The sequence below is a fragment of the Streptomyces sp. NPDC086023 genome, assembly GCF_044540325.1.
Taxonomy (GTDB): Bacteria; Actinomycetota; Actinomycetes; order Streptomycetales; family Streptomycetaceae; genus Streptomyces.
In genome coordinates, this window is record NZ_JBITRX010000018.1 from 97,553 (window position 1) to 113,699 (window position 16,147).

At 75.8% G+C, this 16,147-nt stretch carries 9 protein-coding genes; 2 read left to right on the plus strand and 7 right to left on the minus strand.

Going from position 1 to position 16,147, the window contains the following annotated elements; all coding sequences use genetic code 11:
• Positions 1-2: 2 nt before the first annotated feature.
• The 7 genes from ACIF6F_RS29515 to ACIF6F_RS29545 all read right to left on the minus strand — a co-directional run bounded on the left by ACIF6F_RS29515 (position 3) and on the right by ACIF6F_RS29545 (position 12,903).
• Positions 3-848 (minus strand): S1 family serine peptidase, encoded by an 846-nt coding sequence (locus ACIF6F_RS29515; protein WP_399953378.1) that lies wholly within the window; start codon positions 846-848, stop codon positions 3-5.
• Positions 849-971: 123 nt separating this feature from the next.
• Positions 972-2,537, minus strand: coding sequence for an RNA polymerase sigma factor (locus tag ACIF6F_RS29520; RefSeq protein WP_399953381.1), 1,566 nt, complete (start codon positions 2,535-2,537; stop codon positions 972-974).
• A 391-nt stretch (positions 2,538-2,928) separates the two neighbouring features.
• A complete protein-coding gene (locus tag ACIF6F_RS29525; protein ID WP_399953385.1) occupies positions 2,929-3,816 on the minus strand; it encodes a FadR/GntR family transcriptional regulator in 888 nt (295 codons plus the stop codon).
• 170 nt (positions 3,817-3,986) lie between these two features.
• Positions 3,987-7,955, minus strand: a complete 3,969-nt coding sequence (locus ACIF6F_RS29530; RefSeq protein ID WP_399953492.1) for an ATP-binding cassette domain-containing protein — start codon at positions 7,953-7,955, stop codon at positions 3,987-3,989.
• Between the two features lie 110 nt (positions 7,956-8,065).
• Positions 8,066-8,824 (minus strand): NUDIX domain-containing protein, encoded by a 759-nt coding sequence (locus tag ACIF6F_RS29535; RefSeq protein ID WP_399953389.1) that lies wholly within the window; start codon positions 8,822-8,824, stop codon positions 8,066-8,068.
• A gap of 81 nt (positions 8,825-8,905) precedes the next feature.
• Positions 8,906-10,936: a glycogen debranching N-terminal domain-containing protein gene (locus tag ACIF6F_RS29540; protein WP_399953392.1), complete on the minus strand. Its 2,031-nt coding sequence runs from the start codon at positions 10,934-10,936 to the stop codon at positions 8,906-8,908.
• 125 nt (positions 10,937-11,061) lie between these two features.
• Positions 11,062-12,903, minus strand: a complete 1,842-nt coding sequence (locus ACIF6F_RS29545; protein WP_399953395.1) for a DUF4192 family protein — start codon at positions 12,901-12,903, stop codon at positions 11,062-11,064.
• 111 nt (positions 12,904-13,014) lie between these two features.
• Here ACIF6F_RS29545 and ACIF6F_RS29550 point away from each other — a divergent pair, with 111 nt between their 5' ends.
• Positions 13,015-15,174: a RecQ family ATP-dependent DNA helicase gene (locus ACIF6F_RS29550; protein WP_399953398.1), complete on the plus strand. Its 2,160-nt coding sequence runs from the start codon at positions 13,015-13,017 to the stop codon at positions 15,172-15,174.
• Between the two features lie 213 nt (positions 15,175-15,387).
• Positions 15,388-16,017, plus strand: coding sequence for a hypothetical protein (locus ACIF6F_RS29555; protein WP_399953401.1), 630 nt, complete (start codon positions 15,388-15,390; stop codon positions 16,015-16,017).
• The last annotated feature ends 130 nt before the right edge of the window (positions 16,018-16,147 follow it).

Consider the following 16,147-nt stretch of genomic DNA (forward strand, 5'->3'; position numbering starts at 1 on the left):
CGTCACCTCCCGCGGCCTCCCTGGGGCGCCGCCAGCAGTTCGAGCACCGGCGCGATCCGCGTGTAGACCCCGGGACTGTCCGAGCGGCCGCAGCCGCGCCCCCAGGACACCAGCCCGATGAGCCTGCCCTGAGCCACCAGCGGACCGCCGCTGTCCCCCTGGCAGGCGTCCCTGCCCCCTTCCCGGTGCCCCGCACAGAGCATCGTCGCGCGGGTGTACCGGCCGGCCGAGTCGCCGGGGTAGGCCTTTTCGCACGTCTCGTCCGGCAGCACCGCCACGCGGGCCGCGCGCAGCCCGGACGCGTAGTCGCCGTACCCGCTCGTGTCCCCCCAGCCGTATACGGTCGCCTCGGCCCCTGCGGCGTAGCCGGGGTGCCCGGCACCGGCCATCGGCAGTACGTACCGCGCCGGGAGCTCCTCGGCGAGGGTGAGTACCGCGAAGTCCCCCGAGTTCGTGACCGGGTCGTAGGCGGGGTTGGTCCAGGCGCCCCGTACGGCGATCTCGTGGCCGTCGGCGGCGAGGAGGTGCGTACGGCCGGCGATCACCCGGAAGTCGCGCACCGACTCGACGGGGCCGCCCAGCACCGCCCGGCCGAGGCAGTGGGCCGCCGTGAGCACCGCCGTGGGCGCGATCACCACACCCCCGCAGAACTGGCCCGCCCGCGTACGGCCGAACCGGTCACGGCTGGACAGCGCCACCACCCAGGGGCTGTCGCCCGCCCGGACCGCCTTGCCCCCGATGACGACGCCGTCGGCACGTGCGGAAGGGGCCTGGGCCAGGGGCGCCACGGCCGTCCCGGCCAGCAGGGTCAGCGCTCCCGCCAGGGCTCGGGCAAAGGAACGTCGCATGGGGCCTCCTGACTCCGGGTGTGCGTTGCTCCACTCAGAGTGGGCCGCCCTCCCCCGCCGCGCACGGCGAAGGCCCGCGGTCCCCGAGGGGGCCGCGGGCCTTCGTACGCACCGCCGGCGCGACTAGTCGAGGTAGTCGCGCAGCACCTGGGAGCGGGACGGGTGGCGCAGCTTCGACATCGTCTTCGACTCGATCTGCCGGATCCGCTCGCGCGTGACGCCGTAGACCTTGCCGATCTCGTCGAGGGTCTTCGGCTGGCCGTCGGTGAGGCCGAACCGCATCGAGACCACGCCCGCCTCGCGCTCGCTCAGCGTGTCGAGCACCGAGTGCAGCTGCTCCTGGAGGAGCGTGAACGAAACCGCGTCGGCCGGGACGACCGCCTCGGAGTCCTCGATGAGGTCGCCGAACTCGCTGTCGCCGTCCTCGCCGAGCGGGGTGTGCAGGGAGATCGGCTCGCGGCCGTACTTCTGGACCTCGATGACCTTCTCGGGGGTCATGTCGAGCTCCTTGGCCAGCTCCTCCGGGGTGGGCTCGCGGCCCAGGTCCTGGAGCATCTGGCGCTGCACGCGGGCGAGCTTGTTGATGACCTCGACCATGTGCACGGGGATGCGGATGGTGCGGGCCTGGTCGGCCATGGCGCGCGTGATCGCCTGCCGGATCCACCAGGTCGCGTAGGTGGAGAACTTGTAGCCCTTGGTGTAGTCGAACTTCTCGACCGCGCGGATCAGGCCCAGGTTGCCCTCCTGGATCAGGTCCAGGAAGAGCATGCCGCGGCCGGTGTAGCGCTTGGCGAGGGAGACCACGAGGCGGAGGTTGGCCTCCAGCAGGTGGTTCTTCGCCCGGCGGCCGTCCTCGGCGATGATCTCCAGCTCGCGCTTGAGCTTGGGGGCGAGCTTGTCCGAGTTGGCCAGCTTGTCCTCGGCGAAGAGGCCGGCCTCGATGCGCTTGGCCAGCTCGACCTCCTGCTCGGCGTTGAGCAGGGGGACCTTGCCGATCTGCTTGAGGTAGTCCTTGACCGGGTCGGCGGTGGCACCGGCGACGGCGACCTGCTGGGCCGGCGCGTCGTCCTCGTCCTCGTCGGAGAGCACGAAGCCCTTGGCCTCGCCGCTCTCCTCCTCTTCCTCGGCCCCGCCCTTGGCGCCCGGACCCTCCTCCAGCGGCTCTTCTTCGGAGAGCTCGTCGTCCTTCTTCGCGGCGGTCTTCTTGGCCGCGGTCTTCTTCGCGGCGGTCTTCTTGGCCGGCGCGGCCTTCTTCGCGGCCGCCTTCTTGGCCACGGCCTTCTTGGCGGGCACGGGCTCGGTCTCGTCGGCAGGAGCGTCCACGTCCACCGTCCCGGCCTCCGGCTCCGCGGGGGCCGTGACCTCCGGGGCCGCGGTCTTCGCGGCCACGGTCTTGGTGGCCGTGCGCTTGGCGGGAGTCTTCGCTGCGACGCTCTTGCGGGGGGTGCGCTTGGGCGACTCCGCGGCACTGACCATCAGCGTCACACCCTCTTCCTCGAGGATCTGATTGAGGCTGCGCAAGACATTCTTCCACTGGGTCGGCGGAATCTGGTCAGCCTCGAAGGCCCGACGCACGTCATCGCCGGCGATCTGCCCCTCAGCCTTTCCCCGCTCGATGAGCGCCATCACAGACTCGGACTCGGAGATCTCCGGGGGGAGCGTACGGGATGTGCTGGCCGACACGAACAACCTCTCGGAACGAAGGGAACGGCTTCCGGCCCCCGTCCTGGTGCTGGACCGGAGCCGACGACCACCGGCTGGGAAGGTCCGGCGGCGCGGGCAGCGACCGGGGAGCTGCACAGCGCCCTGAGAGGCTGCTGTATTCCCTCCGTCGGCCATCACCTCTTAGGTCATCGCGTGACCTCGCGGAGCGTTACGCCCAATCTTCGTGGCCCGAGTCACACCCCGTTTGATCCGAAAACGGTTTGGCCGGTCGTTCTGGGTGTTCTGCATGCACCCGCACACCCGTGTCGCCGGACCCGTCGGGGTCCGGCGACACGCGGTCCACGGGTACTGGCGGGAGGCCGTCCGGGGGGGTCGCCGGGAGTCCCGTCCGGGGGTTCCCGGGTCGTCGTCGCCGTCAGTGCTCGCGCGGGGCGGGGACGACGCGCTCCACCTCCGGATGCACCGTCAGCAGCTGGCGCATGGCGTTCTCGGCCGCCTGGGAGTCGCCGGAGGCGAGGGCGTCGACCATCCGGGCGTGGTGGGCCACCGAGGTCTCGCTGGGGCGGTCGCAGGCGGTGGCGGGGCTGCCGGAGACCTGGAGGGCCGCCGAGACGATCCCGGAGAGGTGCTCCAGCATGCGGTTGCCCGCGACCTGGATCAGCAGCGCGTGGAACTCGTTGTCGGCGCGCGCGAAGGTGATCACGTCGCCCTGGCCGAGGGCGTGGCTCATGATCTCGACCATGTCGGACAGCCGCTGCTGGATGTCCGGCCGGCCGTGGCCGGCCGCCAGCCGCGCCGCGAGGGGCTCGATCGTCCACCGGAGCTCGTTCAGCTCGCGGCGCTGGTCGTCGCGCTGCGGGCCGAAGGCGCGCCACTCGATGATGTCGGGGTCGAGGAGGTTCCAGTCGCTGACCGGGCGGACCCGGGTGCCGACGTTGGGACGGGCGCTGACGAGGCCCTTCGCCTCCAGGACCCGGAGGGACTCCCGGACGACCGTGCGGGAAACCTCGAAGCGCTGCCCGATCTCCTCAGGGACGAGCGGACGGTCCGCGCCGAGGTCGCCCGAGACGATCATCTGGCCGAGCTGCTGGACGAGTTGGCCGTGCAGGCCACGGCCGCGGCTGCCCGCGGTGCGGCGGCCGACCCGGCTCAACTCGACGTCGGCGCCGTCCCAGTGGGGCGTGCCGACGCGGTCGGCGCCGGGGGCCTCCGCGTAGGGGTAGCGGTCGAGTTCGCCCGGTCCTGCGAGGCCTGATTCGGCATGGCGGGCGGCGGTCATCATGGTGTGCGCAAGGGTACTCACGAATCCTTTGTCGGCGCGGCTTCCACGACCCTTGAGGTCTTTGGTGAAAAGCACACGAAAGGGTGATCAGCGCCACCTGCGCAATTGACGCCTTATCGTAAAGAACCGGGCCTTTTGAGGGGAGTTGCGGTCCGCCCGGCCGGTTGCGGTCGTTCCATGATCCAAAGCGATCACCAACGCACGCGACTGCGAAGTCCCGTGAACCCGTACGCACACATGAGGACCGTCAGGGACAACACCAGCGCCGTGCCGACGGGTTGGGCCATCACCCGCAGGGCCCCCATGACCAGCCGGTCGGCCTCCGGCGGCCACTGCGCCCAGGCGAGGCCGCGCAGCCGGGCGGAGAGCCCGGCCACCGGGTACGCGGAGGGGCCGTCGAACACCTTGCGGACCAGCGGCACGACCAGCACCGGTACGGCCAGCACGGCGGCCAGTCCGGCGGTCGCGGACCGGAACACCCCGGAGGCGAGCACCCCGGCCCAGGCGCATCCGACCAGCAGGCCCGCCCAACTGACGGCGGGCGACAGCCAGTCGGCCGGCGTTCTGATCAGGTCGGTGTCGAAGACGAGCCGCAGGGCGGCGGCGTCGGCCGTGACGGCGAGCCCGCCCAGGGACACGGCCAGGCCGGCGGAGACGCCGAGCTTGGCCAGGAGCAGGCCGAGCCTCCTCGGCACGGTCCCGCGGTCCGCCGCGAGCGCGGGGAAGCGGTACTCCTCCCCGAAGGCCAGCGCGCCGAGCAGGCCGGCGGCGAGCGCGGCGGGGGGCAGCGGAAGGTACGAGGGCCAGGCGGCCAGGAGCCGGGTCTGTGGGACGTGGCCGCCGCGCGCCAGGAGGAGGGTGATCAGCACGGACAGGACGGCGGTGGCTCCGGTGACGGCGGGCACGACGGCGGTGCCGAAGGCGCGGCGCAGCTCGTAGCGCCAGGGCCGCAGCGGCCCGCCGATCCGCCGGACGGCGGACACGGGCGCTCCGGTCCGCGCGTGCCGCGGCCCGCCCGCGGCATACCGCCCCTGCCCGGGCACGCCCGGAGCCCCGCGGCTGCCGTGCCGGTTCGCGTCGGCCACGGGGCCGGCTCCGCCGGCGGGCGCCGGCTCGCCGGCGGTGGGCGGCACTGCAGAGGCGTCCCCGGACCGCCCCGGGACGGGACCCGGGTGGCCATCGGCATCCGGCCCCGGAGCGGCGTCCCGCCGGGGAAGAGGCTGAGCGCCGACGTCCGTCCCCGAGGCCGCCGTCCGAACAGGCACAGGGCGGGCGTCGGCGACCGCCCCGGGGCCCGTCGCCAGGACGGGGCGCGGCCGAGCGTCGGCGTCAGGCTCCGAGGCCCGCACCCGGACGGGCAGAGGCTCGGCGCCGACATCCGGCCCCGCCCCCGGCAGCCGGAGCGGCAGGGGGCGGGTGTCGGCGTCCGCGCCCGGCCCGGTCCCCCGAACAGCGGCGGCGTACGCCCCCGGCGCGGCGGCCGGGGCGGGCCCGACGCCGTCCGCCACGAGGTTCCGGCAGTCAGCGGCCGTATCCGTGCCCGACCCGGAGGCTCGCGCATGTCCGTGGTGCCGGGCGGGGTCGGCCACGGGCGCGCCGGCCCGTACGGGGCCCCGGTCGCCGGCTTCGGCGGGGGCAGCCCGAACGGGGCCGCTTCCGGCGCCGGGGTCGGTCCCGGACGCGCAAGCGCCGACGTGCCCGTGCCGCTGGGCGGTGTCCGTCCCTGAGGCGGCGGTCCGGTGCGCCCCCCGGTCGCCGGATCCTCCCGGGTCCGCGACACGAACGGGCCTGCACCCGGAGCCCACGAGGAACCCGCCGTCAGCGGCGTGGACGATCCCCGGCGCTGCGGCCCGGCCAGCCTCGCGGTGGTGGAGGGAGTCCGGTCCGGGCTCGGAAGCCCGGACGGACCCCAGGACACCGGGCTCAGGGGCGCCAACACCAACCCCGAGGGACCCGGCCCGGCCCTGAGCCCCGAGATCCGGATCCGCCTCTGGTCCCCGACCGGACCCGCGGAAGGAGCCGGAGTCGGACTGCGCCACGGCGGTCCGGGCGAACCTGGCGCCAGGCGCGACCGGCGGCACGAGGCCGGCACCCGCACGAGCCGTGTCGGCGGCACCGTCGGCACCCGGGGCGGCCATGCCACCCGCGCCGGGAGCCCACACGGCACCCGGCCCGTCACCGTGCCCCGGTGCGGGCACGATGCCCGCACCGGGAACCGGGCCCGCGCACTGCCCCTGCCCGGTCGCGAGGCCCCGAACGGCCCCCTGACCGGCGGCCGGCATGGCGCTGGACGCCCGGGTTGCGCCGGAACCGGGGGCGGGCACGGAACCCTGGCCGTGAACGGGGCCCTGCATGTCGTAGTGACCGGGAGTGGGCGCGGAGCCCACCCCGGGCGCGGTCCCGGGCGCAGACGCGCGCCCTTGGCCGTTCAAGGGCGCGGGGGCCCCCGCGGTCCCGGGCCGGGGATCCGGCCCCGAAGCGTGGCTGTCGTCCGGCGACGCCGAGGCAGGCGCGCGCCCCCGGCCGATCGCGGGCGCCGACGCGCTCGCGTCGCCCGCGCCGGCCTCCGAGGCGGAGGTGTGGCCGCTCTCCGGGCCAACGCCGGACGCCGAGGCAGCTCCGTACCCGCGGCCGGCCGCGGACACCGCCGCGGACGCGCCCTCCGGGCCGGTCGGCTGGATGTGGGGGTGGCCGTCGGCCACCGGGGCCGGCGCCTGGCGTGCGTCCGGGCTGCCGGTCCGAGCCGGAGTTCGCCCGGAGTCCGGGTCGGTGGCGCTGGAGGATGCGGACAGGTGCCGAGGGGCGGCGGAGTCGGGGGCGGACCGGTCGGTTGAGGTGGCCACAGCCTGCGGGGCGCCGGGTGGCGGCGTGTGTGCCGCGGCCGCTGCGTCGCTGTCCACGGTTGCGGGAGGAAGCGGCGGCATGCCGCACGCGGCAGCCGAACGCGGCTCCGCGCCGGCTGTCTCCGGGGCACGGGGTGTCATGTCGCCTGCTGCCACGGAACGCGTCTCCGGGGCGCCCGCCGCCGCGGGACGCGGTGCCCTACCGCCCGCTGTGGCGGAATGCGGCGCCGGTCCGCCCGCTGCCGCGGGGCGCGGGGCCCTGCCGTCGGCTGCACCGGAATACGACTCCGGACCCGCTGTCTCCGCGAGGCGTGCCGCCGGGTCACCCGCGGCGTGGTGCGGTGCCGCGGCGTCCGCTGCCGCGGGGACCGGCGCCGAGTCGGCCGCCGGCGTGGGGCGGGCGGACGGGTGGTCGCGGGTCGGGGTGGGGCGGGGGAACGTGGGGCCGGAGTCGCCGGTTTCGTCGGCGAGCTGGTGGACCAGGACGCCGTGCCGGAAGGCGGTTTCGCCCACCTCCGCGCAGCTGCTGCCGTAGACCGACAGGCGGCTGCCGCTCTCCTCCACGATCTCCACGGACTTCTGCGCGGCGCGGGCCTCGCGGCTGAGCAGCGCGGCGAGCCGGGCCGCGTGCGGGGTGCGCACGGCCACCCGCGGCCGCAGCCGGGTGCGGGCGAAGTCCGCGGCCTCCTGGTCGGCGACCAGCCGCCCGCCCGCGATGCTCACGACGCGGTCCGCGCTGCGGGCCGCCTCCTTGGCGTCGCTGGTGGTGAACAGCACCGCGCCGCCCAGCTCCGCGTGCCCCCGAAGCAGCCGGTACAGCCAGCTCTGGTCCCGCGGGGAGAGCCCGGCGGAGGGCTCGTCGAGCAGCAGGGTGCACGGGTCGGCGAGCAGCGCGGAAGCCAGGCCCACCCGGCGGTCCATCCCGAGGGACAGGGAGCCGAGCCGCTGGTCCCGCAGCCCCGAGATGCCGACGACCTCCATCATCGTGTCGGCGCGTGAGGCCGGTACGCCGACCGCCGCGCACAGCATCCGCAGCTGGCCGCGGACCGTGCGCGCCGGATGGCCGGGCACGTCGCCGAGCAGGACGCCGACCTCCCGGGCCGGATGTGGGATCCGGTGCAGGGGGCGGCCACGGAAGTAGGTGACGCCGCGGCCCGGTTCGAGCTCGAGCATCAGCCGGAGCGCCGTGGTCTTGCCCGCTCCCGGCTCGCCGAGGAGGGCGGTCACCCGGCCCGGGCACGCCTCGAAGGTGAGGTCGTCCACGGCGGGCGGGAGGTCCTTGCGGGGGGCACTGGTGAGTCCGATGGCCTGGAGCATCGCTTCTCTCGCGGGGTGTGAGACCGCCATGCGGCAGGGAGGGTACCCCTAGAAGATAACGCGATATGTCCGATTTTTGGCGTAACTTGGCGCGTGCCGGTGTCGGGCCGTCAGACCTCCGGCCGCAGCATGGGCGGGTTCAGCAGCGTGGCGCCGCCGGCCCTGAACAGCTGGGCGGGCCGCCCGCCCTGACGGGTGGTCGTGCCGCCGGCCGGCACGAGGAAGCCCGGCGTGCCGGTGACCTTGCGGTGGAAGTTGCGCGGGTCGAGGGCCACGCCCCACACCGCCTCGTACACCCGGCGCAGCTCTCCGACCGTGAACTCCGGCGGGCAGAAGGCGGTGGCGAGCGAGGAGTACTCGATCTTCGAGCGGGCGCGCTCGACGCCGTCGGCCAGGATGCGGGCGTGGTCGAAGGCCAGCTGGGCGGATTCCTCGCGGTCGAAGCCGGTCCCGGCGTCCAGGAGTTCGTCCACGGGAGCCCAGCGCGCGAGGTTCGCGTCGCCGCCGGCACGCGGGGCCGGCAGATCGGGGGCGAGGACGAGGTGCGCAACGCTGACGACCCGCATCCGCGGGTCCCGCCCGGGGTCGCCGTACGTGGCGAGCTGTTCCAGGTGCGCGCCGTTGCCCGCGCCGGGCTGGGCCGGGTCGTGGGCGCACAGGCCGGTCTCCTCGGCCAGCTCCCTGGCCGCGGCACCCGCCAGGTCCTCGTCACCCCTGACGAAGCCGCCGGGCAGCGCCCAGCGACCCTGGAACGGCTGCTCACCACGGCGGACCACGAGCGCGCAGAGCGCGTGGCGCCGCACGGTGAGCACGACCAGATCGACGGTGACGGCGAAGGGCGGGAAGGCCGACGGGTCGTAGGGCGACATGCCGCGATCATAGTCGTCTTCCTGACGATAAACAGTCCTTTCGCGATCTCCTTCACCACACGCATCACGGATCCCGTCCGCTCAGACACCCAGCTGGAGCGCATCGGCGGCCTCCTCCACCATGCCCAGACCGAGTCTGCTGACCCGGGCGGCGAACGGTTCGCCCGCCACCTGCAGCCCGGAGAGCCGCAGGGCGCCCAGGGGCGCGCTGCCGAGCGGCTCCAGGGCGACGGTGCCGGCTGGGGCGTCGGGACGGATGCCGGCCAGGGCCACCAGGACGTGGATTCCGGCGGCGGCCGACACCGCGGCGGGGCGGCAGGCCGCCGGGTGGGGCAGCGGGGCGCTCCCGGCGGTGCGCTGCGGGGCCGCGTACATCTCCGGCAGCCGGTGGCCGAAGAACTCGGCGGCGTCGAGGAGCCCCTTGAGCAGGCCGCCCGCCTCCTTGTCGAAACCGGCGGCGGCCAGGCCGGCGACGGCCACCGCGGTCTCGTGCACCCTCACCGCGCCGGACCGGTGCCCGAAGGGGTTGTGTCCCGACTCCTTGACGCCCAGGCTGCGCAGTCCCCAGCCCGAATCCATGGCGGGCGCACCCAGCAGCCGGGCCAGTTGCTCGGTACGGACCCGGTCGAGCAGACCTCGGGCGAGGCGGCCGCCGCCGAGCAGTCCGGTGTCGAGGAGGTGGGCGCTCGCGCCGGTGAGGTGGGCCAGGGGTCTGCCGTCGGGATGGACGGCGGCGGCGGGCGCACCGCCGGACGGGGTCTCGGTCCAGAAGGAGGCGTGGAAGCGGTCGCGCAGGGCGTCGGCCCACTCCCGCCACTCGTCCGCTCCCGGCCGCCCGCAGTCCTCCAGCAGGTCCGCGCCGAGGAGCGCGGCCCGGTGCGCATGGGCCTGGGTCTCGCACCGGAAGGGTCCGGGCACGGGATCGGCGAGGAATCGCGCGCCCTCGGTCCGGCTCCGCAGCCAGGCCAGGCACCGCTCGGCGGCGGGCAGCAGGGCCGCCACCTCGCGCTCCGGCATCCCCCAGCGGCGGGCCTCGGCCAGTACCACCGGGAAGGCCAGGGTGGCCTCGGTTCCGGTGCAGCCGGGCGGCAGGCCGGGCCCCGCCACCCGCAGCGGGCCTGGGATCCACCCGCCGTCGGGCCCCCGGCCGTCGGCCTGGGTGCGCGCGAGGGTGCGCAGGGTGGCGGCGGCCAGGCCGGTGCCGAGCGGCAGGGCCATCCTGGCCGCCCAGAGGGACTCCGCGGGGGCGAGACCGCAGCGCCAGGGCACCCCGGCCGCCGCGTAGGCGTCGGCGGGCTCGGCGGGGTCGCGCAGGAGCAGGGCGCGCAGGTCGTCCAGACCCGTGCGGAAGAGCGCCTCGGTGCGGGGGTCGTCGCCCTCGGCGCGGGCCGCGGAGAGGGGCCCGGCGAGCTGCGCCACGGGCGTTCTGGAGACGCGATCCTGGGCGGTGCGCAGCTCGATGGTGACGGCCGCGCCCGGCCGTAGTTCCAGCTCCCAGCGGAGCAGGCCCAGGGAGGCGAGGGCGTCGTCGGGCGGAGGGTCCGCGGTGGTGAAGGCCTGCGCCCCCTGGGTGCTCCAGCGCAGGCCCGCCGCGTGGACCCCGGCCGGGAGGTCGGGGCCCGCCCGGCCGGCGGCGACCGCGCCCAGGTCGGCGAGGTCGGTGCCGAGGGAGAGCTCCACGGGCAGCCGGAGCGGGTGGGGGGCGTGGCTGCGGAGGGTGATCCGCTCGGTGCCGTCGGCGTGCCTGACCCGGTCGACGCTGACGTCCGGGTCGGGGCCGGGCGCGGCCCCGGTGCGCACGGTGGCGGTGAACCCCGCCCGGTCGGCGCCGAGGCTGCGGCCCTGGACGGCGACCGGGTCGCGTCCCGCGACCCGCAGGACGCAGCGGGAGAGGAGGCGGCGGCCCGAACGGTAGATGCCGTCGAGCCCGCGGCCGGTGAGCTGGCCGTGCTCCGGCGAGATCGCGAGGCAGGGAGCGGCCACGCAGATCACCGCCGCGTGGACCGGGGGCAGTTCGGCGGGGGCCCGTGCGGGGCCGCGCGGCCGTCCGGCGGACGGGCCCTGCGGGGTCACGGACGTGGGTCTGCGGGCGGGGGGAACGGGGTGTGCCATGGGTCGCCTCGGGTGCGCGCCGGTCGGGTGGGCGGGGCGGCGGTGCGGCAGGGCGCCCTCCACCCCCCAACTGAACGGCGGGGCGGGCGTCCGGGTCACGGGCCGCCGTCGGCACTGATGGAGGCTCATTCCGGCTTCCTCTCGGGCTGCTTCGGAATCCGCCGGGACGGCTGGGCCCCCTTGGGCCGCCGGGCACGGGGCCGTGCCCGCTCCGCCTCGGGCCCGCTCCGACCGGGCCCCGTCGGTCCCGCCGGGCCTGCGGGGGCCGGCCCGGCGCCGGCCGCGCCGGGCCGGCGGACGGCCGGGTGCCCCGGATCGGTGGGCTTCCGCAGGACGACGGGTACCGACGGGTCCGTGGACGCCCGGGGCACGGAGCGACCGCCCGGCCCGCCCGCGTCCTGCGGGTCCGCGCCCTCCCCTCCCGGAACCCGCGCCGACCCGAGCCCGCCCGGAGCAGGTCCCGCCGGAGCCGGGGCGGCCGGGTCCCGGAACGCCGGGCCCTGCGCGGTGCGGGGCCCGGACGGGGTCGGGCGGGACTCTCCGGGCGCGGGCTTGCGCGGCGGGGGGACGGTACGCCGGGGAGCTTCGGGCGTGGCGGGCCGGGCGGCCTTGCGGGTGGTGTCCGCCGGGGGTGTGCCCCACGTGCCCGGCGCCACGTCGCCCGCGCCCTCCGGGGCCGGGGCGGTGTACGGGCCGGGGATCTCCGCGGAGCCCTCCCCGGTGCGGGCTTCCCGGCCCGGTCCCAGGCCGAGGCCCGGTGCTTCCGGGGCAAGGACCGGCGGGAGCTGGTCCTGGCGAGGCCGCGGCCGCCGCCGGGCCTCGGCGAAGGCCGGCCCGTCCCGCCGGCGCCGCTCGTCCCGCAGACAGCGGCGCAGGCTCTCCGGGTCGACGCCCTCGTTGCACGCGTGGTGGAGGAGCAGCGCGAAGCGGTACCCGGGGTCGGCCCGCAGCGCAAGGGAGAAGGCGATCCGGGCGTACGGTTCGTCGCCCATGGACCAGGTCACCCAGCCGGCCAGCGTCAGGGGCGCGGCGGCGTGCTCGTGGTACTCGCCCGCACAGCGGCGCGCGAGCGCCCGCCAGAGCCGCAGGGCGGGCCCCGCCTCCTCGCCCTCCATCCACTCCGCGGCCACGTCGCGCGTCTCGCGGTCCTGGAGCCCCAGGACGAGCAGCGCCGCCTCCTCGTCCTCGATCAGCGCGTCGTCCCACGTGTCCGAGCTCGGGCCGCCGTCGGTCGGAGTGGCCCTGGCCAGCCGCCGCATCACGGTGCGGGCCAGGGCGAGGGTCTCGGCGGCGACCTGGCCGCGGTGCGTGCCTTCGAGGATCCGCGGCACCAGGGCGGCGGCCGCGCGGTCCAGGGCCCGCACCATGTCCTCCGCGGCCGGTCCGGTCACGGGGCTGAGCCTGGCCTGCAGTTCCTTGAGGGTCCCCCGCACCTGGAGTCCGGCGTACGTGGCGGCCGCCGCCATCACCGAGGTGCCCGGCATGGCCAGTGCGGTGCCCTCCGGAGGGCAGCACCGCGGGTCGGGGCAGCAGTAGCTCCAGTACCGGCCGCCGGAGAGGCAGAGCGCTTCCAGCACGGGCACGTCGAGCGCGCCGCAGGCCAGCCGGATGCCCTGTGCCAGGGGGCGCAGCCGGGCCATGACCCGGGCGGGGTCCTCCCCGGCCGGCGGGTCCTGGCAGAGGAAGAGGACGATGCCGTCCGGCCGGGCGCCGCGGCGCTCGCTGCCGCCGATGAGGGTCTCGGCGACCTGGCCCGAGAGCTCCTCCCATTCCTCGGGTGCGGGTGGGATGCCGACCCGCAGCCTGCCGCCGAAGCGTCCGCCGCTGCCGTGGACGGTCACCATGACGATCGAGTCGTCGGGGTGGAAGCCGAGCATGTACGGCAGGGCGTCCGCCAGTTCCGCGGGACTGCGCAGGGTGATCTGCCGGCCGGAATCGGGACCTGTGGTGTCGAAGTGGTTCGTCATGCCCCGACGTTCCCGCGAACCCGCCGATCTCCGCGACCCCTGTGGATAAAGTTGTCCACAGGCTGGCGGGGGCGTTCGCGCGATGTCGGTGGCATCGGGTTGCATGGGGGTATGAACGCAGACCTCAGGGCCCAGGCCGATTCCGTACTCGCCCGCCTCGTCGGTGACCCGACGGGCTCCGCGCGGCTGCGTGAGGACCAGTGGCGGGCGATCGAGGCCCTGGTGGCGGACAAGCGGCGGGCCCTGGTGGTGCAGCGCACGGGCTGGGGCAAGTCGGCCGTGTACTTCGTCGCCACCTCCCTGCTCCGCGCGAGCGGGAGCGGACCCACCGTCATCGTGTCCCCCCTGCTGGCCCTGATGCGCAACCAGGTGGACGCGGCCGCCCGCGCGGGCATCCACGCCCGCACCATCAACTCCGCGAATCCCGAGGAGTGGGAGACGATCCAGGCCGAGGTCGCGGCGGGCGAGGTGGACGTCCTGCTCGTGAGCCCGGAGCGCCTGAACAACCCCGAGTTCCGCGACCAGGTGCTGCCCAAGCTCGCGGCGGCGACCGGTCTGCTGGTCGTGGACGAGGCGCACTGCATCTCGGACTGGGGCCACGACTTCCGCCCGGACTACCGCCGGCTGCGCACCATGCTGGCCGATCTGCCGCCCGGCGTCCCGGTGCTGGCGACGACGGCGACCGCCAACTCCCGTGTGACGGCGGACGTGGCCGAGCAGCTGGGCACCGGCGCGGGCACGGACGCGCTGGTGCTGCGCGGGCCCCTGGACCGGGAGAGCCTGAGCCTGGCGGTGCTGCGGCTGCCGGACAATCCGCACCGGCTGGCGTGGCTGGCCGACCACCTGGACGAACTGCCGGGTTCGGGGATCGTCTACACCCTCACGGTGGCCGCGGCCGAGGAGGTGACGGCGTACCTGCGGCACCGCGGGCACGCGGTCGCCTCGTACACCGGCCGCACGGAGAACGCGGACCGGATGCAGGCGGAGGAGGACCTGCTGGCCAACCGCGTGAAGGCGCTCGTGGCCACCTCCGCGCTGGGCATGGGCTTCGACAAGCCGGACCTGGGTTTCGTGGTGCACCTGGGCTCGCCCTCCTCCCCCATCGCCTACTACCAGCAGGTGGGCCGCGCCGGACGCGGCGTCGAGCACGCGGAGGTGCTGCTGCTGCCGGGCCGCGACGACGAGGCGATCTGGCAGTACTTCGCCTCGGTGGCCTTCCCGCCCGAGGAGCAGGTCCGCCGCACCCTGGACGTGCTGGCCCAGGCGGGCCGCCCGCTGTCGCTGCCCGCGCTGGAGCCGATGGTGGACCTGCGCAGGACGCGCCTGGAGACCATGCTCAAGGTGCTCGACGTGGACGGGGCGGTGCACCGGGTCAAGGGTGGCTGGACGTCCACCGGGCAGCCCTGGGCCTACGACACGGAGCGGTACGCCTGGGTGGCCCGTCAGCGGGCCGCCGAACAGCAGGCGATGCGCGAGTACGCGGCCACGACCGGCTGCCGCATGGAGTTCCTGCGCCGCCAGCTGGACGACGAGGAGGCCGCGCCGTGCGGCCGCTGCGACAACTGCGCCGGCGCCAGGTACACGGCGGACGTCTCGCAGGCCGCCCTGGACACCGCGCGCGGCGAGCTGAGCCGGCCGGGCGTGGAGCTGGAGCCGCGCCGGATGTGGCCGACCGGACTCCCGGCCGTGGGCGTGGATCTGAAGGGCCGTATCCCGGCCGGCGAGCAGGCGTCCACCGGGCGTGCGCTGGGCCGGCTCTCGGACATCGGCTGGGGCAACCGGCTGCGCCCGATGCTCGCCGCGGGGGCTCCCGACGGGCCGATCCCCGACGACGTGACCCAGGCCGTGGTGAGCGTGCTGGCCGACTGGGCGCGGGGGCCGGGCGGCTGGGCCTCCGGGGCGCCGGACGCGCCGCCCCGCCCGGTGGGCGTGGTCGCGATGGCCTCGCGTTCCCGGCCGGTCCTGGTCGGCTCGCTGGCCGAGCGGATCGCCGAGGTCGGCCGGATGCCGCTGCTGGGCACGGTCGAATACGCCGGTGAGGCGCCGCCGTACGGGCTGCCGTCCTCCAACAGCGCCCAGCGGGTGCGGGCCTTGCACGAGCAGCTGACGGTCACTCCGGAGCTGGCCGGGGCGGTTGCCGCGGCGGCCGGCCCCGTACTGCTGGTCGACGACCGCTCGGAGAGCGGCTGGACACTGGCAGTGGCCGCGCGGCTGCTCCGCCGGGCGGGCGCGGGGGAGGTGTTTCCGCTGGTCCTCGCGGTTCAGCAGTAAGGCGATGCGTCAATAGCGGTGTGACTGGGCAAGGATATGAACGGCATACCGGCGCAATCCGGCCGGTGACGTCAATTGCTCGTTGCCGCGCACAGACGGGCCACGCAAGAATTGGAGTGCTCCCGCATGGCTCGTCAGCCCTCTCTTAGGGCTGCGCCGCGGCGTGCCTGCACCCACTCGTGCCCCACCGCGGGCACCACCGAAGGGAGGACCATGACCTTCGGATTCGCTCCGTCCGCAGCCGCTTCGACGCCCGCCTCGCAGGGCAGCGCCAGCCGCCACGGTCGCGTGCTGGAGCCGGCCGAGTGGGCGGCGGCGGGAATCCCCCTGCTGAGCAATCCCCGCGAGGTCGTCAGCGGCCTGCACTCCCGGCACAACCCCGGGGTCTCCACGGCCGTGATCGCCGTGCTGGGCCCCGAGGAACGCCTGGTCGCCAGCGCGTCCTTCACCCAGCGGACCGCCTCGGCGGACGGCTGGGACTACCGCAACTCCCTGTTGTCCGCACTGCGCCGGGTGATCCCGCACGACCTGCGGCGCAAGACGCCCGCCCGGACCGCCGTGCTGCTCTTCTGCCGCGAGGGGGACGAGCGGTGGACCGAGGAGGACGGCGCCTGGATGTGGGGGCTGCGCGACGCCTGTACGCTCCACGGGCTGCGCTGCGGCGCGTACATCACGCTCACCCGCGCCGGCTGGCAGGTGCTGGGCGAGGGCCGCGGCGGCAGACACCCCAGCGCCGGTTCCCGCCCCCTGCGCCTGGAGGACACCGGGATCGAGCCGGGGCCCCCGTCGCTGCGCACGGTGGCCGGAGCGATAGAGCCGCTGCGTCGCACGGCCGCGCGCTGACCGCACGGCGGCGGGTCGCCCCGCAGGCGGTCCGCTGACGGTCCGCAGGCGGTACGTCGGCGCCCGCCGGCGCCGCGGCGGGCGCGCCGACGTCACGGCGCCGGGCCGGATCCCGGACACCGGGCGGTCC